This is a genomic window from Bradyrhizobium sp. 63_E2_N1_3, from assembly GCF_052076005.1.
GTDB classification, from domain to species: Bacteria; Pseudomonadota; Alphaproteobacteria; order Rhizobiales; family Xanthobacteraceae; genus Bradyrhizobium; species Bradyrhizobium barranii.
This window is the reverse complement of sequence record NZ_CP197235.1, coordinates 1,640,914-1,664,309: the sequence shown is the minus strand read 5'-3', so window position 1 is coordinate 1,664,309 and position 23,396 is coordinate 1,640,914. Positions and strand designations below refer to the sequence as shown.

Genomic DNA, 23,396 nt, shown 5'->3' with positions numbered 1-23,396 from the left:
CCTAGCTGGTGACGGCGGCTTCGGTGTAGGGCGCCGTATTCTTCGCGCGGTTGTCGATGCTGAGAGCGCCCGCACCGAAAGCCGCGATCTGGAGCAGTCCGCCCGCCATCATCACGTTCTTCAGGAAGTGAATCACCCCGATGTCCATAGCTGCGGCCCATGCGGATGACCGAAGATACTAGCGCGCGCCGCCCAATTCCCTGATGCTGCGCCGCACTACAGCGCGCCTAGCCCGGACTTTCGAACAGATCGAGCCGCGGCCCAGCGGAACTTCGATCGCTACCTTTGCTAGAACCATTCAAAATGTATAGGCTGATCCGGTCAACGGGCTTGAGAGAAAGGCCTGGGACGTTCGGGACGTGGAACGCTGAAGGGGTTGCTTGATCGGAAGGCGCGGTCGTCTTCACGGCGGGTGCGACGGATATGGAATCCGATTCAGACGGCCGTCACGGCGGCCGGGAAGGGTCTTACCGTCGGACTTTACGTGAGCGAACCGGCAGTTGCGGCAGGCACTCCCCCGCATTCAGGTGAATGATCGCAGGGCCCGTCATGAGCGGGTCCAGCACCTTTCACGTCGGAGGAGCCGGGATGGACCAACGAGAAGTGCTGGCGGCGTGGGAGAAGTTCGTCGAGCGCGGAGCGTTGTCATCCGACTTGAGATCATCGGTCGCAGCGTCGTGGCAGCGATCCAGGAACCATCACGTCACCGTCGACCGTGCGCGAGCGCCGCTGGTCGCGGACGCCGAGTTGTTTCGTCATCGCTCCAAATACGCCTCGCTCCGTCATGCCGCCCGCTGCGCTCTCGAGAACTCAAAAACATTTCTGCGCGATGCAAACTCAATCATGATCCTCACCGATCCGAGTGGGCTGATCATCGATACGCAGGGCGACGACAGGGTCATCGACGCCGGCCGCGCAGTCCATCTCGAACACGGAGGACGCTGGAGCGAGGCCGACATCGGCACCAACGCGATTGGCGCCGCGATAGCGGAATCGAAACCTGTCCAAATTCACGGTACAGAGCATTTCTGCTCGGAGGTGCAGCGGTGGACTTGCGCTGCCGTCCCGGTTCATGACCCGACCGATGGCGAACTGCTTGGCGTGGTCGACATCTCGGGTCCTGCAAGCACCTTCAATCCGCAGAGCCTGGCTTTGGCCGTCGCGGTCGGCCATCACGTGGAAAGCGTTCTGGCCCAATCGGTCCGACAGGAACACGAGGAGTTGCTGTGCCGCTTTCTCGGCAGGAGATCGCAATGGGCGAACGATGAATGCATCGTGCTCGATCGTCGTGGCACGATCCTCCACGCCACCGAGCGTGCTCTGAACGCACTCCAGCATGATCGCCACGGCATTTACAACGACGCGCCAACCCGCTTTTTGAAGACGGTTCCCTTCGATGAGTGGCCGAGCAGGTTGAAGGAGCTGCTTCCGAACGCGAGCTTCAACTTCGTCGAGAACGAACGCTCCGGCATCGGCGCCATCGTGGTGCTGCATGCGCGACGACGGCAGTTGACCACGCATCGCGACGTCCATAAATCGAGATCCGAATCTGACGGTCGCGAGACCGCGAGCTCATCATCTGCCCGAAAGGATTCAAAGCCGGAACCACGGTCTCTTCAGAGCATGGCCGCCGGCTTCGTTGCGGACGACCCCGCGGTCCGAGCCATCGTCCGTCAAGTCGAGACCGCGGCAGCACGCAAGATGCCCATCCTCATCCGAGGCGAGACCGGAACCGGCAAGGAACAGCTTGCCCGCCACGCCCATATGGCGAGTGGGCGGACCGGCGCGTTCGTTCCAGTGAATTGCGCCGCCCTGCCGGAAAGTCTGATCGAGAGCGAGCTGTTTGGCTATGCCGCCGGAGCATTCACCGGGGCGCGGCGCGGCGGCGCGATTGGACTGGTCAAGGAGGCCGACGGCGGCACGCTGTTCCTTGACGAGATCGGCGACATGCCCGTCGCGCTGCAGGCGGTGCTTCTGCGCCTGCTCGACGACTGGACCGTGCGCCCCGTCGGCGGCGTCAGATCGAAGGTCGATGTCTTTCTCATCTCCGCCACCAATGCCAGGTTGGACAAGGCCATCGCCGAAGCCCGGTTCCGATCCGACCTGCTCTATCGTCTCAATACGCTCGAGGTCAACCTGCCACCGCTCCGGGATCGCAACGACTTTGATGCCATCGTTCGCCATCTGCTCAATGCGATCGACCCGAATTGCGAAATCACGCGGACGGACATTGCGCATCTCGCCGCACGTCCCTGGCCTGGCAACGTCCGCGAGCTCCGCAACGTCCTGGCGCGATTCACCCTTGCCGCTGCGGACGGCTCTATCAGCGAAGCCAGCGCGGAGAGCATCGTTCAACACCCCGGAGCGGAGTCCGGATCGCTCCACGACATCCACCGCGCGCGAATCCTTGTGGTGTATGCCGAGACCGCCGGAAACGTCAGCGAAACCGCGCGACGCCTCGGCGTCTCAAGAAACACCATCTATCGCGCACTGGGGCAGAAGAAGCCCGAGTGATGCCATAGTGCCTCGAATCGCCGATGCTACGAGTATCGCAGCATGCCCTACTATGGACGGAGCGCGGTCGCTTCGAACCGATGATCGGCTCCGCTCAAAGCAGCTCAGCTCCACCACCCCGGGCCGGGCCAGCGGTCGGATCGTAGTCATCCGGCTTCTTGGCGATCAAGGTCTGAGTCGTCAGGATCAGTCCGGCCACCGATGCCGCATTGCGAACCGCGCTGTAGCAAACCTTGACCGGGTCGATGATGCCAGCTTCGACAAGATCGACCGCCGAGCCATTGCGCACGTCGAGCCCGTAGCCATTCGTGGCCTTGGCAATTCTCGCAACTTCCGCCTCTCCATTCAGACCGGCATTGGCGGCAATGTAGAAAAGAGGCCGACTGAGCGCGCGCTGCAGCAGCTCGGCGCCCTGCCTGGCGCCTCCGTCCAGACGGTTGATCAATTCGTCGAGCCTTGCAGCGATCCTGAGCAAAGCCACTCCGCCGCCCGGCACAATGCCTTCTTCGATCGCGGCGCGGGTCGCGTTGATCGCATCCTCGATCAACTGGGTCCGGCGTTTTTGCTCGACCGGCGTCGCGCCGCCGGCAAGAATCATCGCTGTGCCGCCGGACAGTTTTGCGATGCGCTCCTGGAACTTGTCGCGCTCAATATTTTCGGGAGCGACATCGTATTGGCGCAACACCTGCTCGCGTCGCGCCGCGATGGCCTTCTGATCGCCACCTCCCGCCGTGATCAGGGTCTTCGAGGCGGAAATGCGCACTTGGCGCGCGGACCCGAGGTCGTGCAGCTCCACCTTCTCGAGCCTCCCGCCGAGATCGGCCGAGATAACGCGCCCTCCGGTCGCGATCGCGATATCCTCGAGCATCGCCTTGCGCCAATGGCCGAACTCCGGCGGATGAATCGCGGCAACCTTGAAATTGGATTTCTCCCGACGCGCCAGCAATTGCATGATGACAGATGGCGCCACTTCCTCGGCGATGATCAGCAAAGGTCGCCCGCTCTTTTCGATGAGCGAGATCACACCAGCCAGTTGCTCCCCGGTCTGGATCTTGAGATCGGTCATGACGATGAACGGACTGTCGAGAACCACCTGCATTTTCTCGACATCGGTGACCATATGATGTGAAAGATAGCCGCGATCGAAGGCCATGCCTTCAACGATTTCCAGCGTCGTCTCGACCGTGTTGCCAAATTCCACCGCGACGATTCCGTGATTGCCGGCACGTTCGAAGGCTTCGCCGACCATATCGCCAAGCGCTGTGTCGTTGGCGGCAATGCTCGCAACAGCCCGCAGGCCAGCAGACCCCTGCAGCGGTCTCGCCGACCGTCGTAACGCCGTGATGGTCTCACTAACCGCCAGCTCCAGCCCTTGAACCAGCTCGACCGGATTGGCGCCGGCCGCTAAACATTTCAGGCCTTCCTGCACAAGAACATCGGCCAGCACGGTGGCCGTGGTGGTGCCGTCCCCGGCTACCTCATTGGTTCGCGCTGAAACCTCACGCAACACCTGCGCGCCCATATTCTCAAACGGGCATTCAAGTTCGATTTCGCTGGCAATGCTGACGCCATCGCGCGACACGATCGGTGTGCCGATCGGTCGGTCCATGATCGCGTTCATGCCCCTCGGACCCAGCGTTCCGCGTACCGCCTTGGCGAGCTTGGCGACGCCCCGGCCCAGCGCGGCCCGCGCAGCTTCATCGTGCAACATGATCTTCGGCATTCTATATCCCCGACTTTGCCTTGAGGTCGTCTGGTCTGGACTTGTTATCGATGCTGCGCACCCGCATCACGGCACCTGTTACGTGCCCGGCGACGCCGGCATCGTCCTCGATTTCGGTACGAACGGTGTGTCGAGGTCGAACCGCGCGGCAAGCAGGCCGCGGCACAGTGCGCCGTTGAATTCAGCATTGATGCCCACGCGCCGTAGATTCGACAGGTATGCGGCAAGGCCGTCGGCTTTCAGCCGCGCTCCGTTCGCATCGACAAAGGCGGGTTCACCACCGCTTGCCGGACCTACGACGGCACGTCGCTCGAGATAGCGCTGAATCAGCGTCTCACCTGCATCGTCGAGCGGCAGGCAACCGAGCTCCGTCAACGTCAGGCTCACGATCTCTGCCGCCGATTGCCCCAGCGCGACGAGGTGACTGAGTAGCGCAACCTGCCGGCGCTGGAACGCCTTGACGAGGAATGTCTGACGCAGATCATCGAGGCTGCCATCGGCCTCGGCGCCGAACGTTTCCTGGAACGAGCGCCCCTGCGCGAGGCCCGCATTAATCTTGTCGGCATACATGTGCTCACCCAAGACCACGCTGACGCCCTTGACCCAGTCCAACGCGCTGATGGACCGGCGCATGTCGTCCGCCATCAGGAACGAAAAGTTGGCAGCGCACCAATAGGTCGGCAAGCGGAACTCGATGTGGACCCGATCCTTCGCGTCGACATCGGCCCTGGTCACGAAATTCAGGTCGATGACGGACTCGTCGAGTTCCGGGTCCATCACGTCTCGCAGGCAGGCCCATATCTGCGCCTGCCTGTCATCTGACGAATGGCTTCTCGGCCGCTCCCTCCCCTCAACGCCACGCTTCATGGCCATCACCTCGGCGCGTGAACAGCTTCGGGCAAGTAGGCATAACCGCCGCCCGCCTGGATCTTCTTCTTCTGCGCTTCGACATCGATGCCGTAGATACGCGCGGCATTGAGACCAAGGATCTTGATTTTCGTCTCCATCGACAGCACCGAACCGGTCTCCTTGGTGACGTCGGCCGGAATTTCAAATGCCATGAACTTGTCGATCAGCCATTTCGGCGTCCAGATGCCATAATCGCTGCCGTAAAGGATCTTGTCCGGTCCGACCCAGAATAGCAGTTCGGAAATGACGTGGGCGAAGTACCCCGGCCGCGAATGGATGAAGGGCAACGCCACCGCGAGGCCGGCATAGACATTGGTTTCCTGGGTCGCGATCCAGCAGAAGTCGTCAAGGCGCGGCAAGCCACAATGCTCGACGATGAAGTTCAAATCCTGGAACGAGGTGGCGACGTCATCGATATCGGCGACATCGAACGCATCCCGGTTCAACGGGATGATCGTTGGCCCCTTGTGGACGTGGATGTTCTTGATCCCGAGCTTCTGCGCCGCCTCGAGATACTGGTAGGACGCCTTGTCGGTGAGCTTGTAGCCCTTCGACTCGCCACGCCATTCGGCGGTGTAAAGCTTGACACCCTTCAGCTTGTGCTTCTCGGCGAGCGCATGAAGGTCTTCGATTCCCTTGGTACCGTCACGCGGGTCAAAGGCGCCGTTCAGGATGAAGCGGTCCGGATGGTTTTTCTTCATCGCCGAGTTTCGTTCGGTGGTATTGAAGCCGTTCTTGTAGAAGTCGGTGAGATAGGTCGGCTGCAGGATCGCCATGTCGTCGTAACCGGTGACGAACAGGTCGTCGAACATCGTCTTGGCGTCGTACTTCTCGAACTTCTCCTTCTCCCATTTCTCCGACGGTGGGCTCAGATTCGAGTGATAGGCGTAGAAGCAGTCGATGAACTGCTTGCCGTGGATGTTCTTCTGGTTGGCCGGGCTACCATCCCAGAAATGCGTATGCCCATCGATGACAAAAATCTCTTCACCCTTGGCCGTCCTGTACATGGCGTTACTCCCGCTCCGCTGGATATTGCGTATTGTTGTGAGGCGCGATTGATGTCGTCGAAATGAGCCCGGCCGGCTCTGGTGCCGGCCAGGCTGGTTCGCTGGCGATCATTAAACGATGTATTTCATCATCTCGTTCATGTCGCCGAACAGCATGACGGTGTTGTCATCCGTCATGACCATGCGGCCGTAATGCGTCGAGGTTGAAATCTCGAAGAGATGCGGGGTCATGACGCGGCCCAACTCCTCGGAAATCTCATCCATCTTGAATTCCATCTTGCCGTCGCCATCGATACGGATCATCGCCGGCATGTAGGTCACCTTGATGTGTTCATGACGGCTCATGACTTCGGCGATAGCGCGCGCCTCGACGCTATCGTTCATTGTCACTCCGCATTGATGCGACACCGTGTCCTCGAACGTGATGTCTTTCATCGATTTGAAGATGTTGTCATTCTCGTGCAGCATGTCGGTCTCCAGAAGGATTGAGTGTGAGGGCGTGAAGCGATGCCGATTACGACGCCAGTCCGGCCGGAACCGTCAGGCCAAGCTCGGCGGCGATACCCCTGATACGATTCTTCGCGTGTGCCATGGCATCGGCGAAAGCCGCGACCTTGACCCGAGGCTGCGACCAGATGGGCTGCAAATGATTGGCGGCATCGAGCGCGAGATCGGCATGATTGGCCAACCATTTGTTGAACAACGCAAGGTTCTGCGCCCCGAAGGTCGGATCAGTGCCGAGGATGTGGAACAGCTCGACGGTGTTGGCGAGATTGCGCTCATAGTCGGCTTCCGCAGCGGAGACGACAGCCGGAGTGATGAAGTCGTTCTGCGCAGACGCCGCCTGCATCAGGAAGCCTGAGCGGAAGAGTTCGCCGACCAGCGGCTCGAACACCGCATTGGTCGCAAAATATTGCTCGAGATAGTCGTTTGAACCCATCACTGATTCAACCGACTTGCGCACGCCTTGCCAGATCGGATCTTCCAGCCAGTGCTTCTTGCCGGCGGCAATGTCGAAGCCTGGAAGGTCGAGGCCGATTTCGCTCAGATAAAGAGTGATGTCCTGCGCGAAGCGAAGCTTGTAGGACGAGTTGGTCAAGATCGCATTGTTGACCATCTGCGTGTAGCCGTAACGCTGCGCCTGCATCGTCGAGGTGCCGAGACCGAACTCGGCATGCTTGTAGGCTCCGAGATGGTTCTGCAATATCTTCACCCAGGCGGGATCGAAGCGGGTCGGCGCGCCCGATTTCCGGCCATTCTCGATGGTGTTCTGCACCATGCCGCAGATCGTCGACTGGCGCTGGTAATGGGTACGCTCCCACTCCTGGTCGACAGCCCGGAATTTGTGCCAGTTGGAGCTTTTTGCCGCCGTCCAGTCCTTGGAGTAGGTCGGCGTTCCGTCAGGGAATGAGATGATCCAATCCTGCAGCAGATAGCGCTCCGGATCGGGTTGAACATCGACCGTCATGTCTTCGTAATGGGTCGCCTTGCGCCCCTTCGGTTCGAAGTAGTTGTATTTGCGGCTGTCGGAGCCCGGGAAAACCGCGGCCCCCGCGGCTCCGGATTTGACGATTGCCGCAGGCTTGGTCGCTGCTGCTCTGCTCGTTTGCGCGCTCATTGCTTACTCCCTTTCTGCCATTCTGTTCTGCGACGAACCTCGAACGCCGTCATCGCACCGCCGGCGTAAACTTGTCGAAATAGATGTGGTCCGGCTCGACGCCGTTCATTTGCAGCACGGGCAATACGGCGTCGATCATCGGCGTCGGCCCGCACGCGTAGGCGTCGATGGCGCCGCTCAGCTTCTCCTCGCGCAGATGGCGCAGCACGACCTCGTGGATCAGTCCGGTCTCGCCGTCCCAGCCGTCACCCGTCTCCGCATGCGACAGTGCCGGCACGAATTTGAAATCGTTCAGCCGCGCCGCGATGGCCGCGAGTTCATCGAGGTAGAACAAGTCGGCGCGGGTACGCGCTCCGTAGAAAAACCGGACCGGTCTCTGCTCGCCACTCCCGATGTGATCGGCCAGGATCGACCACAACGGCGACATGCCCGAGCCGCCGCCGATCAGCAGCATCGGCCCCGGACGTTCTTCGCGCCGGAAGCAGGTGCCATACGGCCCCTTGGCGATCACGGCGTCGCCGACGGCCAACTTCCCATCAAGCTGGGACGAAAACGCCCCGTTCGGATATTTCTTGATGATGAAGCGGAGATTGATGCCTTCTCCGGGCGGGTTCGCCATCGAAAAGGCGCGGGTGATGGTGCCATCCTGAAGCGTCAGATCGACGTACTGGCCGGCCCAGAACTTCATCGGCCTCTCGATCTCGATCTCCAGCAATCTGATGTCTGACGTCAGCGCGCTAATCCCTGCCACGCGGCCGGAAAATGCCTTCACCGCGATCGAACGGCTGAGCAGGTCTTCGTCATAGTTGAGCAATTCAACACTGATGTCGCTGTAGACATGCGTCCGGCACAGCAGGATGTGGCCGGTCTCGCTCTCGTAGTCCGGCAGGGCGAAGGTCGAGTATTTCAGAAGCTCGATGTCCCCCTCGACCAGCTTTGATTTGCAGCTGCCGCACTGACCTTCCTTGCAGCCATGCATCAGCGAGATGCCCTGACGAAACGCGGCATCCAGGACGGTCTCGCCCTCTTCCACTTCCATCTCGATACCCACTGGTTCGAAACGAACCATGTGAACCCGCACGTCCGTCATGATCCCGGCCCTGTCGTCGTGGCAGTTGTACAGAACGATCGGCAAACCGTTGCCGGTCCCGGCAAGAGGGGCCGCCAAAGGCGGCCCCTCCCCCTCATCATCTGCTTAGTGGCAGGGATTGATCTTGAAGCCCTTACGGTATTCGGCCGTCGCCACCTCGCGCTCGATCGGCGAAAGCGCTCTGAAGCCACGCAACGGACTACCAAGCGTGTGTCCGCGCACGTGATCGAGCGTCCACATGTCCTTGGAGTCGAAGCGCAGATGGGGTTGCGCGATCATGGTCTTGCCGTCGGGCCGGACAAAACCGAGATCCTTGATCGCGTCGGCGACGTCCCAGCCGTGATAGCAGTCCTCCCATTCACGGCGACCGCTGAAGCGGCCCATTGCCGGCGTCGCGCGGCCCTCGTATTCCGCGGCGAACGCCACCTTGTGGGTCCAACGGCAACCTTCGGAGCAGTAAGTGTAGATCTTGCCGTCGACCTCGTCGCAGACGAAGTCCTCGCGGATCAGGCAAGGGACCATGCAGCTCCAGCAGCGATGCGGGTATGAATAGCCCACCTCGCTGTTGAAGAGGATGTTGGTCTCGCCGGGCACGCTGAGCTTGGCGTGCCATTTCCAGAAATCGCCGAATTCGGCGTACCAACCCGGATATTTGTGCTCGAACCACTCGAAATCACGCTCGGTCTGGGCCTCGATCCGCCAGAAGTTCACCGACCATCCGACCGTGAAGAACTGCGCGGTCTTGTGGACATAGTTCTTCTTGACGATCCGATCCCAGGCGGCGGCGACGTCATCGTGATGGATCTTGATGCCGTACTTCTCGAGCGGCAGCATGTAGGTCCGGTAATAGTCTTCGTAGATCCAGCGATGCCAGAGCTCGGCGTAGGACTCCTTGTTCTTGTCGCGGTTGGTCGTGCCGTACTCGATGAACGTCCCGATCGCGGCATCGACAATCGCGTGATTCTGCCAGAAGGCGTATTTCAGATCGCGCTCCAGCAGCTGGTGGTTCGACGGATCGTTGATCATCGCCATCAGCATCGAGTGACCGTTGCCGATATGACGGGATTCGTCCGACTGGACCGACAGGAACACGGTTGGCAATGCATAGTCGCCGTTGCGCGCCGCTTCCGACGGCATCGCCACGAACAGAGTATTGGTGAAGGCGGTTTCCGCGACGACCGTCAGATAGACGTTGGCCGCGGTGATTGCGTCACCGGTCAGGAAGCCCTCGGCGAACTGGCGGCCGATCGTGGTCGCATAGCATTTGCCGAACGCGGCTTCCGTGATATCGAACCCGGCTGGATCGATGTAATTCTCCATGTACCACTTCTTGAGGTTCATCTGGATCGTCGAGTGCCGGAACTCGTCGACCATCTGCATGGTGAATCCGGTGCGCAATTCCTCGCCGGGCGCCAACCGCCCGACCATCGCCATCGAACGCGCCGCCGAGATCTCCGGGAACGGGATGATCGCCAGGAACAGCTTCATCCACTCGACCCATCGCGGCTCGACATTGCGGAACATGTCGCCGCGCAACGCCGCATCCAGCGCGCCATAGACGCGGTTGTCTTTCTCTTCCTGCATCGGGAAGTATGACCGCAGGACCTGCTTCATCGGGTCGCGCGGTGTCTTCGAGATCTTGTAGTCGGTCGGGAACGTCATCGCCTCCTGCACGTAGCTTGGCGTCCAACCAAGGTCCGCGACGCGGTTGGCCGCTTCAGCGATGCTGATCCCCTTCTGCGCGGTGATCTTGTTCAGTGTCAGACTTGCAGACATTTCCAGCTCCTTTGAACGTTGCGTTATCTTCGGCATTCTCGCTTCGGTTCCGGGTCAAACCCCTGGATCGCGTTGTTGAAATTCTCCGCCGCAAAACACACTTTAAGTCCGTTAAATGGATTGATTGATCTGCTGACTCGTCGTTTCGCGTCAGCCCGATTTCTCGGCGCTGACGGTCTCGTCACCTCCGTTGGCTCGTTTGATGAGAGGTTTGCCTTCGGCAACGAATTTCGCCGAGAGGACCAACGCACCAGTAGCGAAATCCCTGCCGTGCGCGGCGATCATGGCCTCCGCGATCTCGGCCAGCTGAATGAAGAAGGCGTCTTTCGACCCGGCTTCCTCGCTCATGTCCGGTTGCGGAGACGGCATTTGTGCCTGTTGCTTTGATGCAATCATGGTTGCGTTGTTCCTGCTCATCATGCGTGCCCCGAACGTTGGTGGTCGCCGGACGAAGGACCGTTGTCGATCTCCAGCAGGGACGTGTCGAGCCATTCACGCTCGGCCACCAGGCGTCGATGCTCCTCCCGGAGCATCTCCAGGCGCGCGATCGCTCGCTCCAGTTCAGCATGCGCGTCGCTTCCGGCGTCGGCGCGCGCCGCGCTACGCACGGCGCACGCGAATTCGATTTCGGCTCCGCCGCGCGCGTACTCATTCTTGACTTGCATCTCGTTGTTATCGACCATCTCGTCGATCAGCCTGTCCCGGGCAATCATCCGATCGCGGGCGCGCTGCAATTCAGCGGCTTCCTCGGCGGTGATCGGTGGCCGGCATCGGCTGTCCTTTGTCACTCGCGCCACTCTCGTTCGATGATCTGGACCGAGGCTTTGCATGTCGCGGCACATGCCCTACGGGATCAGGACCGCACGGCCATGAATGCGTCCATGATGCAGATCATGAAGCGCGTCATTGGCCTGGCTCAGCCTGTATTCCTTGGTGTGGAGTTCGACGAGGCCGCGATCCGCGAGCGCCATCAGCTCCACCAGCTCGGCGTATGTGCCGACCAGGTTGCCGACGATGGTCTTTTCCGATGTGATCATGTCGATGGTCGGGATATCGATCTTCCCACCGTACCCGACGATGTAGTAGTAGCCGGCGTTCGCTGTCATCGACAGGCCCTTGGCGATAGCGTCACCCTCGCCAACAAAATCGATCACGGCCTCCGCGCCGCGCCCGTCGGTCAGCGCCAGCACCGCCTCGACTTCGTTGCCGTCTGCCTTCACGACATGATGTGCACCGCACTTCTTGGCGAGTTCGAGAGACTGTTCGGCGCGATCGACGACGATGATTTCCGCCGCGCAGAGCGCGGCGAGAACCTGGATGCCGATATGGCCCAGCCCACCGGCGCCGATCACCGCGACATATTCGCCGGGCAACAGATGACGGGATGCCTTCTTCGCGGCGCGATAAGCCGTCAGCCCGGCATCGGTGTAGGGAGCAACATCCTTCGGTGCGAGCGACTTCGGCAGCTTGATCAGGGAGCGCAGTCCCGTCAGCAGATACTGCGCATAGCCGCCATTGGCGTTGATGCCGGGAAACGAGCTGTCCAGCGCATGCATGTCGTCGCCGCGCCGGCACGCGAGACAATGCCCGCTGGTCACCAGCGGATGACAAATTACGCTGTCGCCAACCTTGATCCCTTCGACACCCGGGCCGATCGCTTCGACCCAACCGGCGTTCTCGTGGCCCATGATGTATGGAAGCTTGACGTCGACCTTGCTGCGCCAAATGCCCTCAACGATGTGCAGATCGGTGCGACAGACGCCGGCACCACCGATGCGCACGATCACGTCCATCGGGCGCGAGATCTTCGGGTCAGTTACGTCATCGAACTTGACGAACTCCTTGGCCGTCAGCTTCTCGTCGAACTCATGAAGCACCGCCGCTTTCATTAAACGCCTCCCCGGCAAAATTCTTATTCTGTCGATCTGACGCGATCGCCATCCCGCTGAACAGTTGAGCAAGGGCTGTGCCACGCGCACAACGGCCTGATCTTTCTATTGTTCTTGCGATCTCGGGAGTGCTCGCGCCGATCCGCCTCGGAGCAGATTTTGCGAGCGACTGTTCCGAGACGGAACAGTTCGACGGCTGCGACAGCGGGTGAGCAGAAATTTGGATTTTTGATTGTTTGATCTATGATCGTGAGAACCGCGCCACGCGCGAGAACGACCCGAACCGGGCTACGACCAAGAGGAAATCGCCAAGCCGCGACTCCCGGAGGAGCTATGATGCTGACCGCCAGCCGACGCATGGACAATGCTTGGATGACGCTCGATCAGCGCGGCGCGCCGCCGGCAGAGCTTCTATCGGCCGATATCTACGACAGCTGGATGCGCTGCATTTCGCTTGGTCTCGATACATTGCGCCCTCCTTCGCCCGAATTAGTGAGCGCCGCTGTTTTGCGCCAGGAGCAGCAGCGCTGTTCACTGATTCGCGGCTTGGCGCTAGCGGAGATGCACACGCTGCATCAGCAGATTGCCGGCTCCAATTTCATGATCGCCTTTGCAAATGCCGACGGCTTGCTGCTCGACATCATCTCGGACTCGAGCTTCAGTGATGCCTCGAACGCAGCGAGCATTCGGCCCGGCACTATCTGGACTGAAGCCATTTGCGGTACCAACGGCCTCGGCACCGCTGCGTATCTCAAGCGGGCTATCGTCGTTCACGGGGGCGAGCACTTTTTCTCGCGCTACAACAATCTTACTTGCATCGCGGCGCCAATCTTCGCGCCCGATGGCGAACTGGCCGGAATACTGGACGCGTCATCGGACTGCATGTCGAGGCAGGCGCATACCCAGGCGCTCGTCGTGATGGCGGCAACCCAGATCGAGAATGGTCTGTTCCGTGAACATCACCGCGGAAACATCCTGATCGCTTTCCATAACCGCGGCGAGTATCTGCATACGTTGAGCGCGGGCCTGCTGGCCGTCGACAACGAGGGCAGGATCCTTGCAGCCAACAGGGCCGCAAGCGTCCTGCTGCACGGTCTGCCAGCCTCACCGGGTCGTCGCTTCGCCGACGTCTTTCGTACGAAATTCAACGCCTTTGTCGATGAAGGCCGGCGCAAGGAACGCCAGCGCCTCGAGGACGAGGTCGGTAGCCAGTTCGTCGCAACAATCGAGAACGCGCGCCAGTTCTCGATGATGCAAGCCATCTCGCGGCCTCGGCCGTCGGCGCCCAAGGACGTCCTCACCCAGTTCGTCTCCGCCGATCCGGCGATCGCTTCCGTTGTCCAACGGGTGGGAGTCGCGGCGGTCCGCAAGATGCCGATCCTGATCCGTGGCGAAACCGGCACCGGCAAGGAGCAGCTCGCCCGCCATGCTCATACTGCCAGTGGACGGGCCGGCGCTTTCGTCCCGGTAAATTGCGCAGCGCTCCCTGACAGCCTGATCGAGGCGGAGCTGTTCGGCTATGCCGAAGGCGCTTTCACGGGAGCAAAAAAGGGCGGGGCGGCGGGACTGTTCAAGGAAGCGGACGGCGGAACGCTCTTCCTCGACGAGATCGGCGACATGCCGGTGACGTTGCAGGCCGTGCTGCTGCGCTTTCTGGACGATTGGACTGTCCGGCCGGTCGGTGGCACCAAACGTCAGGTCGACGTTCTCCTGGTGTCTGCCACCAATGCCAATCTCGACGACTCGATTGCGAAGGGCCGGTTCCGATCCGATTTGCTGTTTCGTCTCAACACGCTGGAGGTGACGTTACCGCCTTTGCGCGAGCGTTCCGATTTCGCCGAGATCGCACGCCATTTGATCCACAAGATCGATCCCTTGATGGATTTGACCGCAGGGGCGATCGATCGTTTGGCCGAACTCGATTGGGATGGAAACATCCGCGAACTGCGCAACGTGCTTTCCCGATTGTCGCTGGCCGAGCCCGGAGATCTGATCGACGAGACATCGGTCGAGTCCGTACTTGCACATTCAGGCGGCGAGCGCTTGACCGGCAAGGCGGTGGGTGGTGGGCTCAAGGCCAATCTGCATGAGATTCAGCGCTCGCATGTGCTGACCGCGTATGCGGAAACGGGCAACAACATCAGCAAGACCGCGCGCCGCCTGGGCGTGTCGCGCAATACGATCTATCGTGCCCTGCGCGGCAACAAGGATTAGCACAATCGTGGCGAAGGCTCTGCGGCGACCGCGCGATCTGCGCTGTAACTGGAGGCGTTGAAGTCCAGCCCCTCGTCGGGTTCAATTGGGAGTGTCGCCATGTTTGAACCGGAAAACAGTCTCGAAGCCCTGATGCAGGCTGCCGCAAGAGACACCAGCGTCGTTCCCGCGTTCTATCGCGCGTTGCTCGAGACGGAGATCTACATTCTGACGCCGGAAGCGCCGATGAAACCTGGACGCCGTCGCTCGCTCAAATTTCAGGAGGAGATCAACGTTGCAACGGTCGATTTCCAGAACATGAGATGGCACCCCACCTTCACCTCAAAGAAACGCATCTACGACTATATAAAGCAGCCTGAGGTGTGCCTTGGCGCCGCTGCGCGCAATCTGTTCGAAATGTTGCCTGACTCTAATTTCTGGCTCAATCCGTTGTCCGAATGTCAGAAGCCACTGCCCGCCGCCGAGATCGCTCTCCTCATGAGCGGCGAGATCTTTGACATGCCGATTAAGTCCGCGCGATAGGCGCAGACTTCCTGCCAGATGCTGTCGGCCAAGCGGAATTATTTCGAAAACGGCGCAGCGACATTAGTTCACTAGACCATCTGCCTGATTTCCTGAAGTGTGCCCGCAAAGGCTCGTGGCGAGCCGGGCGGATGGGAATTCGCCAGGCCGAGGTCGGAGCGGCGAGGACAATGATCGAATGAACAGAGGAGCGCTTTGGTCTCAAGCCGGAGCGGCTTGCCGGGGATACCGCTTACGGGGCTGCTCCGATGCTGAACTGGCTGGTCGAGGCGAAGGGCATCGCACCACATATCCCCGTGTTCGACAAGTCGAAGCGAGATGACGGTACCTTCTCGCGCAGCGACTTTCGATATGATCCGACCGGCGACGTCTACCACTGCCCCGGCCGGAAAGCGGCTCGGGACGAGCGGCACCGTGCACGGGGGCAAAACGCTTTTGTATCGTGCGAGCAAGCTCGACTGCGACGCATGCCCGCTTAAACCGCAGTGCTGTCCAAAAGAACCATCGCGCAGGATCCCCGCGCAACATACATGAGCACGCCCGGGACGTCGCCCGGTCGTTCGCTGGCACCGAGGGATTCGAGACGTCGCGACGTCAGCGCAAGAAGATCGAGATGCGGTTTGCGCATTTCAAGCGCATCCTGAGGCTTGGTCGGCTTCGGCTTCGTGGCCCACGGGCGCCCAGGACGAGTTTGTTCTTGCTGCAATCGCTCAAAATCTGAGGCGCCTCGCGCGTTAGGGTCGGCGGATCAAAGCCGGTCGGCCTTACCGAATGGCCGAAAGACATCCGTCGGTTACAGCCGACTTTTGCAACAAAATCGGCCATGCCCGGACATCGCCACAGGCGGGGCTAGCTGACACGTCGCTTGCTTGACACCTCTCGTAGCGTTGGTCTCTAATCCCCAGGCAAGTCCTGAGGCTGGAGGCGAAATTTTCGCCGCCAATCAAGAATAAGGCCAACTGCTCCGCCAGGCGAGTGCCGGGTAAAGGAGCAGAGGCCAAAAATAGCTTCCTGGGAGGGAACAATGGACAGACGCCAGACAATCAAAATGCTTGGTGGTGCGGCGGCGATCGCCGGTACCGGTTTTCCGGGGTTTGCTTTTGCGCAGGCTCAAAAGGAAATGGTCACGGTCGTGAAGATCGCCGGCATTCCGTGGTTCAACGCTCTTGAAAAGGGAATCCAGAAGGGCGCCAAGGACTTCAGCATCAATGCCACCATGGTTGGACCGGCGAACGTCGATCCGGCACAACAGGTAAAGCTGCTCGATGACCTGATCGCCAAAAAGGTCAACGTGATCGGCTTGGTGCCGCTGGACGTCAAAGTGTGCGAGCCGGTGCTCAAGCGCGCCCAGGCGGCCGGCATCAAAGTCATCACCCATGAGGGCCCCGAACAAGAAGGCCGTGACTGGAATGTCGAATTGATCGATTCCGTTCGCTTCGGTGAAGTGCAGATGGAGCGTCTCGCCAAGGACATGGGCGGCGAAGGCGATTACGTGGTTTATGTCGGGACGTTGACGACGCCGCTTCACAACAAATGGGCCGACGCCGCGATTGCCTATCAGCAGAAGAATTTCCCGAAAATGAAGCTCGTCGCCGACCGTTTCCCCGGCGCCGACGAGATCGATACCAGCCAGCGCACGACGCTTGACGTGATCAAGGCCTATCCGAACCTGCGCGGCATTCTCGGCTTCGGCTCGAATGGGCCGATCGGGGCCGGCAATGCGGTGCGTCAGCAACGCCTTGGCAAGAAGATCGCCGTGGTCGGCACGGTGCTGCCGAGCCAGGCGAAATCGCTCATCGCGGATGATACCATCCGCGAAGGTTTCCTGTGGAATCCCACCGATGCAGGTTACGCCATGGTTGCAGTTGCCAAGCTCGTGCTTGATGGCAAGCCAATCACGGATGGCGTCGATGTTCCCGGCCTCGGCAAGGCTGCGGTCGATGTGGCCGGCAAGCAGATCAAGGTCGACAAGATCATGCGGATCAACAAAGAAACCATCGACGGACTGATCGCCGGAGGACTCTAGAACTACACCGGTCCCAGCCGCCTCGTCGCGCTGCATTCCCGGCTTTCCGACCGGGAATGCGATCCTCGTCGAGGCGATCGCTTGACGAGCGGTCCCATTACAGGACGAAGCCTTGACGACTTTCCTGAAGATGTCCGGCATATCAAAACGTTTCGGCGGCGTGCATGCGCTTCGCGACGTCGATCTGACGCTGGAGGTCGGAGAGGTGCATTGCCTTGTCGGCGAAAACGGATCCGGCAAGTCCACGCTGATCAAGATCATTTCCGGCGTCGAGGCGCCGGAACCAGGAGGCCGGATCGTCATTTCCGGCAAGGAGTACCCAAAACTAAGCCCGGTCTACTCCACCCATTGCGGCATTCAGGTCATCTATCAGGATCTATCGCTATTCTCCAACCTCACCGTCGTCGAGAACATCGCCATGGCGCACCATCTTGGCGGCGTCCACACGGTGAACTGGTCCTCTATGCGGGCCATCGCCATGGCCACAATGGCGAAGGTCGGCGTTGAGGTCGATCCAGAAACAAAAGTCTCCGAACTCAGCATTGCCGGACGCCAGCTGGTCGCGATCTGCCGGGCCTTGGCGGCGGATGCCAAACTTCTCATCATGGATGAGCCGACGGCGTCGCTGACCCGCCACGAGGTCAACACCTTGATCAAGCTCGTCAGCGACCTGAAAAGAAGCGGTATCTGCGTCGTATTCGTGAGCCATCGCCTCGACGAGGTGCTTGAGATTGCCGAACGCGTGACGGTGTTGCGGGACGGCGCCAAGGTAGGCACCTTTGCCGCAGCGACCATCAACGGCAGCAAACTCAGTCACCTGATGACCGGGAAGGCTTTCGAGTATCAGAAACAGGTGCCCGACCTTGCCGTGGGTGCGGTTGTTCTCGAGGTCCAGGGGCTTGGCCGCGATGGTGACTACGACGATGTGAGCTTGCAATTACGCGCCGGAGAAGTCGTGGGCCTTACCGGATTGCTTGGATCGGGCCGAACCGAGCTCGCACTGTCGCTGTTCGGCATGAACCCACCCGATCGAGGCACCATGGCGCTTGACGGCCACCGCATCGCGCTGAACACGAATGCAGACGCGATCCGTCGAGGCATCGCCTACGTATCTGAAGACAGGCTTACGCTTGGCCTCATCCTTGACCAGTCGATCACGTCGAACGTCACGCTGACTGTGTTGGAACGTCTCGCCGGCGCGTTCGGCCTGATTGGCGCACGCGCGCGGCAAAGCCATGTTGCGCGATGGGTCGCCGAACTCGGAATCAAGGTCTCTGATCCCAACAACCCGGTCAAGACGCTCTCCGGCGGCAATCAGCAGCGGATCGTGCTCGCCAAATGGATGGCGACCAACCCACGAGTGCTTATCCTTGATAGCCCAACGGTCGGTGTCGACATCCGCGCTAAGGATGGGATTTATGAGATCATCCGGCGGCTGGCCCGCGAGGGCGTCGCAGTGCTGATGATATCAGACGAAATCCCCGAGGTGCTTTATCACAGCCATCGCGTGCTGGTGATGCGCGAAGGGCGTTTGACTACTGACGTGATGGCCGCAGACACCTCCGAAGATGCGCTTCGGCAGGCAGTCAATGCCTGAATCGCGGTTTGCTTCATTTGGCAGGTTTCGGCGCAGCCATGAGTTCTGGCTGTTGATCGTGATCCTCGTGCTCTGCGTCAGCCTGGGCGCGGCGAACGGCCAGTTCCTGACCATGCAGAATCTGTTCGACCTGCTGACCTCCTACGCATTCGTAGGCATCCTCGCCCTCGGGCTGCTCGTGGTGCTGATCGCCGGCGGAATCGACATCTCCTTCACGGCGACGGCATCGGTGGCGCAATATGTCACGCTTACGGTGGCGAACGCATACGGCGCGAACTGGATCTGCGTTTTTGCGATCGCGATCGGCATTGGCGGTGCGCTCGGCGCCCTCAACGCGATCTTCATCCAGAAGCTTCGGATACCATCAATCATCGTGTCCGTCGCAACGTTGAACATTTTCTATGGGCTGCTGATTTTCTTCACGGGCGGTAAATATATCTATTCGTTACCCGACTGGTTCGCGACCGGGATATTCTGGTTCGAGTTCGATTGGGGCAAAGATACGTCCTACGGCGTCAACCTGCAGATCCTCGCGCTCGGGTTCTCATTTCTCTTCACCTGGCTCCTGCTCAATCGTAGCAATATCGGTCGTCAAATCTACGCCATGGGGGGCAATACCGATGCCGCGCAGCGACTCGGCTTCCATGTCTTCGGCCTCAACATGCTGGTCTATTGCTACATGGGGGTCATGGCCGGTATCGCCTCACTGGTCCAGGCGCAGCTTGCACAGTCCGTCGCTCCGACGGTGCTGGTGGGCAAGGAGCTCGATGTGGTTGCGGCCGTCGTGCTCGGCGGCGCCAGCCTGATGGGCGGCGTCGGCACCGTTCTCGGCACGTTTCTGGGGTTGGCACTGCTCGCCATCCTGCAGAATGGAATCATTTTGCTTGGCGTTTCGTCCTACTGGTCGCCATTTTTTGTCGGGTTGGTCATTCTGATCTCGGTCTCGGCAACAGCCTGGTCGCAGCGAGAACGGCGGACCCGGAGCGCGCGGCCATGAGAAATGAGTCCACCCTCGCCCTTCGCGGACGCCTGATCCGTTTTGCCGGCAGCGGGACGATCGCAACCCTGATGCTGTTGTTGGTCGCGCTCTGGTTGGTGTTCGCCATTACCATCGGCGACCGGTTTTTCTCCGTCAACACGCTGCAATCGATGGCCTTCCAGATGCCGGAGCTCGGCATCCTTTCGCTTGCGATGATGCTGGCCTTGTTATCTGGAGGCCTCAACCTTTCCATCATCGCCACCGCTAATCTCTCTGGACTGACCATTGCCTTCCTGCTGACGCACTACATTCCGGGCACTCAGGGCATTGCCTGGGTCGGCGTACAGGTGCTGGCGATTGCGGCAGGGTTTGCCGTCGCGGCACTGGTCGGCCTTGTCAACGGATTTGTCATCGCCTATCTCGGCGTTTCGCCGATCCTCGCAACCCTCGGCACCATGACACTCTGCAAGGGACTCGCGATCGGCCTGACGCGCGGCAATGTCATCTCCGGATTTCCGGAGCCCATTGTTTTCATCGGCAATGGAACGGTTCTCGGGGTGCCTTTTGCCCTGATCGTGCTGGCGCTCTGTGCGTTGCCGGTCGCGCTCATGCTAAACGCAACGCCCTTCGGGGCAAGGGTTTACATGATCGGCTCGAACGAGAAGGCAACCCGCTACTCCGGCGTCGATACCCGCGCCGTCCTGCTCAAGCTATATGTCCTCTCGAGCCTGCTCGCCGGTGTCGCAGCGGTCGTCATGCTGGCACGTTTCAATTCAGCCAACGCGGCATATGGCGAGAGCTATCTGCTCGTCACCATTCTTGCAGCAGTGCTCGGTGGCGTCGATCCATTTGGCGGCTTTGGCAAGGTCGGCGGATTGCTGCTTGCGCTGATAATCCTTCAGGTGATCTCCTCGGCGTTCAACCTTCTCAATCTCAGCCAGTTCCTCACTCTGGCGATCTGGGGGGGCATCCTGATTGCCGTTGCTGCGGTTCCCCATCTGGGCGGCAAAGCGCCCCGGTAGACAACGATGACAAGATCGGAAGCCTCTCCCCGGATCGCGGTTCTCGACATTGGCAAGACGAATCTGAAACTGCTGGTCGCGAGTGAGGACGGCTGGCCGCTCGAAGCACTTTCGATCCCGAATGTGCCGACCACGGCAGGACCATACCTCGCCTATGATCTTGCCGGGCTGGAAGAGTGGTTCCTCGACACTTTGGCCGTGGTGACGCAACGCCACACCATCGGCGCGGTGATCGCGACCGCGCATGGGTGTGGCGCCGTTCTTGTCGAAGGTGACGAGCCAGTGCTGCCGATGATGGACTATGATGCGGTCTCGCCGCCTGAGATCGACCAGACCTACGCCCGGATTGCGCCTGCCTATGATGAAGTGTTTTGCGGTATCAGCGGCGCGATGCGGCTCGGCAAGCAATTGCTCTGGCAGGAAAGCGCATATCCCACCGAATTCGCCCGCGCGAAAACCTATCTTACGACTGCGCAGTATTTCGCCTTGCGGCTCGGCGGGTGTGCTGCAAGTGAAATTTCACAGCTCGCGGCTCAGAGCCATATCTGGGACCTTTTCCACCATCAGCCTTCCTCCCTGATGCGCAAGCGCGGCTGGGACCGTCTTCTGCCGGAGCGGGCATCCGCCGGTGCGGTGCTAGGGAGGATTTCGGAGGCCGTAGCCAAGCGTACCGGCCTGGCGCGCTCGACCGAAATCCTCTGCGGCGTGCATGATTCCAACGCCAACCTGTTCCGCTACAAGGCCGCCGGCATGGCCGATACCTCGATCCTATCAACAGGCACCTGGATGATCGGCTTTCAGCGCGGCCTCGCGCTAGACAAGCTCGACGCCACACGCGGCATGGTGCTCAATATCGATGTCGACGGTGAGAACGTACCCTCCACGCTGATCGCGACAGGCCGCGAATACGACTTGATCAGCAGAGACCACGACGCTTCTGATGCAGCCGTCCTCACCGCATTGCCGAGTCTACTGGCCCTTGGAACCCTGGCACTCCCCTCCTTCGTTGGGGATGATGGACTGTTCCCCGGTGCAGCTCACCGCGGACGCATTATCGGACCGCGGCCCGAGACGCCAGCCGAATGGCAGGGGTTGGCAGTCCTCTACGCCGCATTCAGCGCAAACCGCTGTCTAGATGCGCTTGGCAGCTCGAAACACATCGTCATCGACGGTGGCTTCGCCGCCAACCTGCCCTTCGCGCGCGCTCTGGCCGCGTTGCGGCCATCGCAGAGCGTCTCCGTGAGCCAATCTCGGGATGGAACGGCGCTCGGCGCGGCGCTGCTGTGGCGGAGATTTTCGCGTACGATTCCGGTTTCGAGCGTGGTGCTTGAAGCTGTCACGCCGCTCGGCGAGGATGAGTGCAAACGCACCCTTTCCGCCGCCTATCAATCCTGGATTTCTTTTTCGGAGCACCCATCATGACAGACCGCAATCATGCCGATCTCCGCCAGGGCATCGTCGATACCTGCAAGGAGATGAACCGAAACGGTCTCAACCAAGGGACTTCCGGCAATCTTTCGCACCGGATTCCAAACGGCATGCTAATCACACCGACAAGCTTGCCCTACGAGCGCATGCGGTCAGAAGACATTGTCGCGATGGATTTTGCCGCGAATTACCAGGGCAACCATCGCCCTTCTTCAGAATGGCGTTTTCATCGCGATATTCTGCGAGCGCGGGCCGACATAAACGTCGTGCTTCATACGCATTCCACCTTCAGCACCATTCTCGCCGTGCACGAGCGTGGCATTCCCTGCTTCCACTACATGGTCGCGGTAGCCGGTGGCAACGATATCCGTTGTTCGCCTTATGCCTGCTTCGGCACACAAGCGCTGTCGGATTATGCCGTCGATGCGCTCGAAGGACGAAATGCCTGCTTGCTCGGCCATCATGGCTTGATCATAACGGCGCAGACATTTGAAAAGGCGCTTTGGCTTGCCGTGGAGGTGGAGACCCTGGCGAAGATGTATGTCCACGCGCTGGCGATCGGCGAACCTCCGCGCCTCAGCGAGACCGAAATGGCACTGGTCCACGAACAGATGAAACGCATGGGCTACGGCCAGGCGCCCGATCTTGACGACGTCGGTGATGTTCCACGCGCCATGCCTCAGTCGAAACTGGCGCCACATTGACTCAGAGTGTCGCTGAACGCGGCTAGTCTTCTCTTCGCTAAGGAAACTTGCAAGCAACTCTACCAGCCGCTGGTGATCAATCGAAAATTGTCAGACAGCGTGCCAATATCCCTTGTGAATATCGAACTTCACGGCGCCGTCGTCACGCATCTTCAACAAGAGCGATTGGCAATCGTCCTCATGCTTTATGTTCACGCGCTTCATGATTTCGAAAACCTTCAGAGGCTTTTCGCCAAGGGCAATCAGAATCTTGTCTCGATCAGTCATTGGGGCTCCTTGTATCGGCATCGGCGACGGTACGCGCTGTGCAGATCGTCTGCAACGGCCGCGTTCGCCTGACGAGGTCCGTTCCGGGTCACCAGGCCCGAAGCTGCCGCG

General features: G+C 60.2%; 21 protein-coding genes and 1 pseudogene. 10 read left to right on the top strand and 12 right to left on the bottom strand.

What is annotated here, in order from left to right:
* Position 1 precedes the first annotated feature (1 nt).
* Positions 2 to 148 carry a hypothetical protein gene (locus tag AB7531_RS07735; RefSeq protein WP_187388109.1) on the bottom strand — a complete coding sequence of 49 codons (147 nt, stop codon included), beginning with the start codon at positions 146 to 148 and terminating at the stop codon, positions 2 to 4.
* A 440-nt stretch (positions 149 to 588) separates the two neighbouring features.
* On the opposite strand from AB7531_RS07735, the gene AB7531_RS07730 reads away from it, so the two are divergent.
* Positions 589 to 2,514, top strand: a complete 1,926-nt coding sequence (locus AB7531_RS07730) for a sigma-54-dependent Fis family transcriptional regulator (RefSeq protein WP_063981236.1) — start codon at positions 589 to 591, stop codon at positions 2,512 to 2,514.
* A 94-nt stretch (positions 2,515 to 2,608) separates the two neighbouring features.
* Here AB7531_RS07730 and AB7531_RS07725 read toward each other — a convergent pair whose 3' ends face one another.
* From AB7531_RS07725 to AB7531_RS07680, 10 genes are all read right to left on the bottom strand, one after another.
* The gene (locus AB7531_RS07725; RefSeq protein WP_063981235.1) at positions 2,609 to 4,237 is read right to left on the bottom strand and encodes a molecular chaperone GroEL; all 1,629 of its coding nucleotides are present in this window, start codon (positions 4,235 to 4,237) and stop codon (positions 2,609 to 2,611) included.
* 78 nt (positions 4,238 to 4,315) lie between these two features.
* Positions 4,316 to 5,104 (bottom strand): metal-sulfur cluster assembly factor, encoded by a 789-nt coding sequence (locus tag AB7531_RS07720; protein ID WP_256376462.1) that lies wholly within the window; start codon positions 5,102 to 5,104, stop codon positions 4,316 to 4,318.
* A gap of 5 nt (positions 5,105 to 5,109) precedes the next feature.
* Complete coding sequence (locus tag AB7531_RS07715; protein ID WP_063981233.1) at positions 5,110 to 6,153, bottom strand: amidohydrolase family protein; 1,044 nt, start codon at positions 6,151 to 6,153, stop codon at positions 5,110 to 5,112.
* Between the two features lie 111 nt (positions 6,154 to 6,264).
* A complete protein-coding gene (locus AB7531_RS07710) occupies positions 6,265 to 6,621 on the bottom strand; it encodes an MmoB/DmpM family protein (protein WP_028150059.1) in 357 nt (118 codons plus the stop codon).
* Positions 6,622 to 6,667: 46 nt separating this feature from the next.
* Entirely contained in the window at positions 6,668 to 7,771 is a 1,104-nt protein-coding gene (locus tag AB7531_RS07705; RefSeq protein ID WP_063981232.1) for an aromatic/alkene monooxygenase hydroxylase subunit beta, read from the bottom strand.
* 49 nt (positions 7,772 to 7,820) lie between these two features.
* Positions 7,821 to 8,861 carry a 2Fe-2S iron-sulfur cluster-binding protein gene (locus AB7531_RS07700; protein WP_063986107.1) on the bottom strand — a complete coding sequence of 347 codons (1,041 nt, stop codon included), beginning with the start codon at positions 8,859 to 8,861 and terminating at the stop codon, positions 7,821 to 7,823.
* A gap of 105 nt (positions 8,862 to 8,966) precedes the next feature.
* Positions 8,967 to 10,637: an aromatic/alkene/methane monooxygenase hydroxylase/oxygenase subunit alpha gene (locus AB7531_RS07695; RefSeq protein WP_028156528.1), complete on the bottom strand. Its 1,671-nt coding sequence runs from the start codon at positions 10,635 to 10,637 to the stop codon at positions 8,967 to 8,969.
* A gap of 150 nt (positions 10,638 to 10,787) precedes the next feature.
* Complete coding sequence (locus tag AB7531_RS07690; protein ID WP_283017538.1) at positions 10,788 to 11,057, bottom strand: hypothetical protein; 270 nt, start codon at positions 11,055 to 11,057, stop codon at positions 10,788 to 10,790.
* A complete protein-coding gene (locus AB7531_RS07685) occupies positions 11,054 to 11,425 on the bottom strand; it encodes a hypothetical protein (RefSeq protein WP_187387930.1) in 372 nt (123 codons plus the stop codon). The genes AB7531_RS07690 and AB7531_RS07685 overlap by 4 nt, the downstream gene beginning before the upstream one ends.
* Positions 11,426 to 11,482: 57 nt before the next feature.
* Positions 11,483 to 12,526, bottom strand: coding sequence for an NAD(P)-dependent alcohol dehydrogenase (locus tag AB7531_RS07680; protein WP_063981231.1), 1,044 nt, complete (start codon positions 12,524 to 12,526; stop codon positions 11,483 to 11,485).
* Between the two features lie 336 nt (positions 12,527 to 12,862).
* Here AB7531_RS07680 and AB7531_RS07675 point away from each other — a divergent pair, with 336 nt between their 5' ends.
* The 9 genes and pseudogenes from AB7531_RS07675 (at position 12,863) to AB7531_RS07635 (ending at position 23,018) form a co-directional block, all read left to right on the top strand.
* A complete protein-coding gene (locus AB7531_RS07675) occupies positions 12,863 to 14,740 on the top strand; it encodes a sigma-54-dependent Fis family transcriptional regulator (RefSeq protein ID WP_063986104.1) in 1,878 nt (625 codons plus the stop codon).
* A 99-nt stretch (positions 14,741 to 14,839) separates the two neighbouring features.
* On the top strand, positions 14,840 to 15,262 hold the full coding sequence (locus AB7531_RS07670) for an SseB family protein (protein WP_063981230.1): 423 nt from the start codon (positions 14,840 to 14,842) through the stop codon (positions 15,260 to 15,262).
* Between the two features lie 137 nt (positions 15,263 to 15,399).
* Positions 15,400 to 16,000 (top strand): annotated as a pseudogene (locus AB7531_RS07665) (transposase); the annotation flags it as partial.
* A 286-nt stretch (positions 16,001 to 16,286) separates the two neighbouring features.
* Entirely contained in the window at positions 16,287 to 17,288 is a 1,002-nt protein-coding gene (locus tag AB7531_RS07660; protein ID WP_028150067.1) for an autoinducer 2 ABC transporter substrate-binding protein, read from the top strand.
* A gap of 112 nt (positions 17,289 to 17,400) precedes the next feature.
* The gene (locus AB7531_RS07655) at positions 17,401 to 18,885 is read left to right on the top strand and encodes a sugar ABC transporter ATP-binding protein (RefSeq protein WP_063981229.1); all 1,485 of its coding nucleotides are present in this window, start codon (positions 17,401 to 17,403) and stop codon (positions 18,883 to 18,885) included.
* On the top strand, positions 18,878 to 19,882 hold the full coding sequence (locus AB7531_RS07650) for an ABC transporter permease (RefSeq protein WP_063986103.1): 1,005 nt from the start codon (positions 18,878 to 18,880) through the stop codon (positions 19,880 to 19,882). Before AB7531_RS07655 ends, AB7531_RS07650 begins: the two co-directional genes overlap by 8 nt.
* Entirely contained in the window at positions 19,879 to 20,886 is a 1,008-nt protein-coding gene (locus AB7531_RS07645) for an ABC transporter permease (RefSeq protein ID WP_063981228.1), read from the top strand. The genes AB7531_RS07650 and AB7531_RS07645 overlap by 4 nt, the downstream gene beginning before the upstream one ends.
* A 6-nt stretch (positions 20,887 to 20,892) precedes the next feature.
* Positions 20,893 to 22,308 (top strand): FGGY-family carbohydrate kinase, encoded by a 1,416-nt coding sequence (locus AB7531_RS07640; RefSeq protein ID WP_283017539.1) that lies wholly within the window; start codon positions 20,893 to 20,895, stop codon positions 22,306 to 22,308.
* Positions 22,305 to 23,018: a class II aldolase/adducin family protein gene (locus AB7531_RS07635; RefSeq protein ID WP_441279925.1), complete on the top strand. Its 714-nt coding sequence runs from the start codon at positions 22,305 to 22,307 to the stop codon at positions 23,016 to 23,018. Before AB7531_RS07640 ends, AB7531_RS07635 begins: the two co-directional genes overlap by 4 nt.
* A 90-nt stretch (positions 23,019 to 23,108) precedes the next feature.
* Here the strand turns inward: AB7531_RS07635 and AB7531_RS07630 are convergent, their stop codons facing one another.
* Positions 23,109 to 23,285, bottom strand: coding sequence for a hypothetical protein (locus AB7531_RS07630; protein ID WP_167768162.1), 177 nt, complete (start codon positions 23,283 to 23,285; stop codon positions 23,109 to 23,111).
* Positions 23,286 to 23,396: the final 111 nt, after the last annotated feature.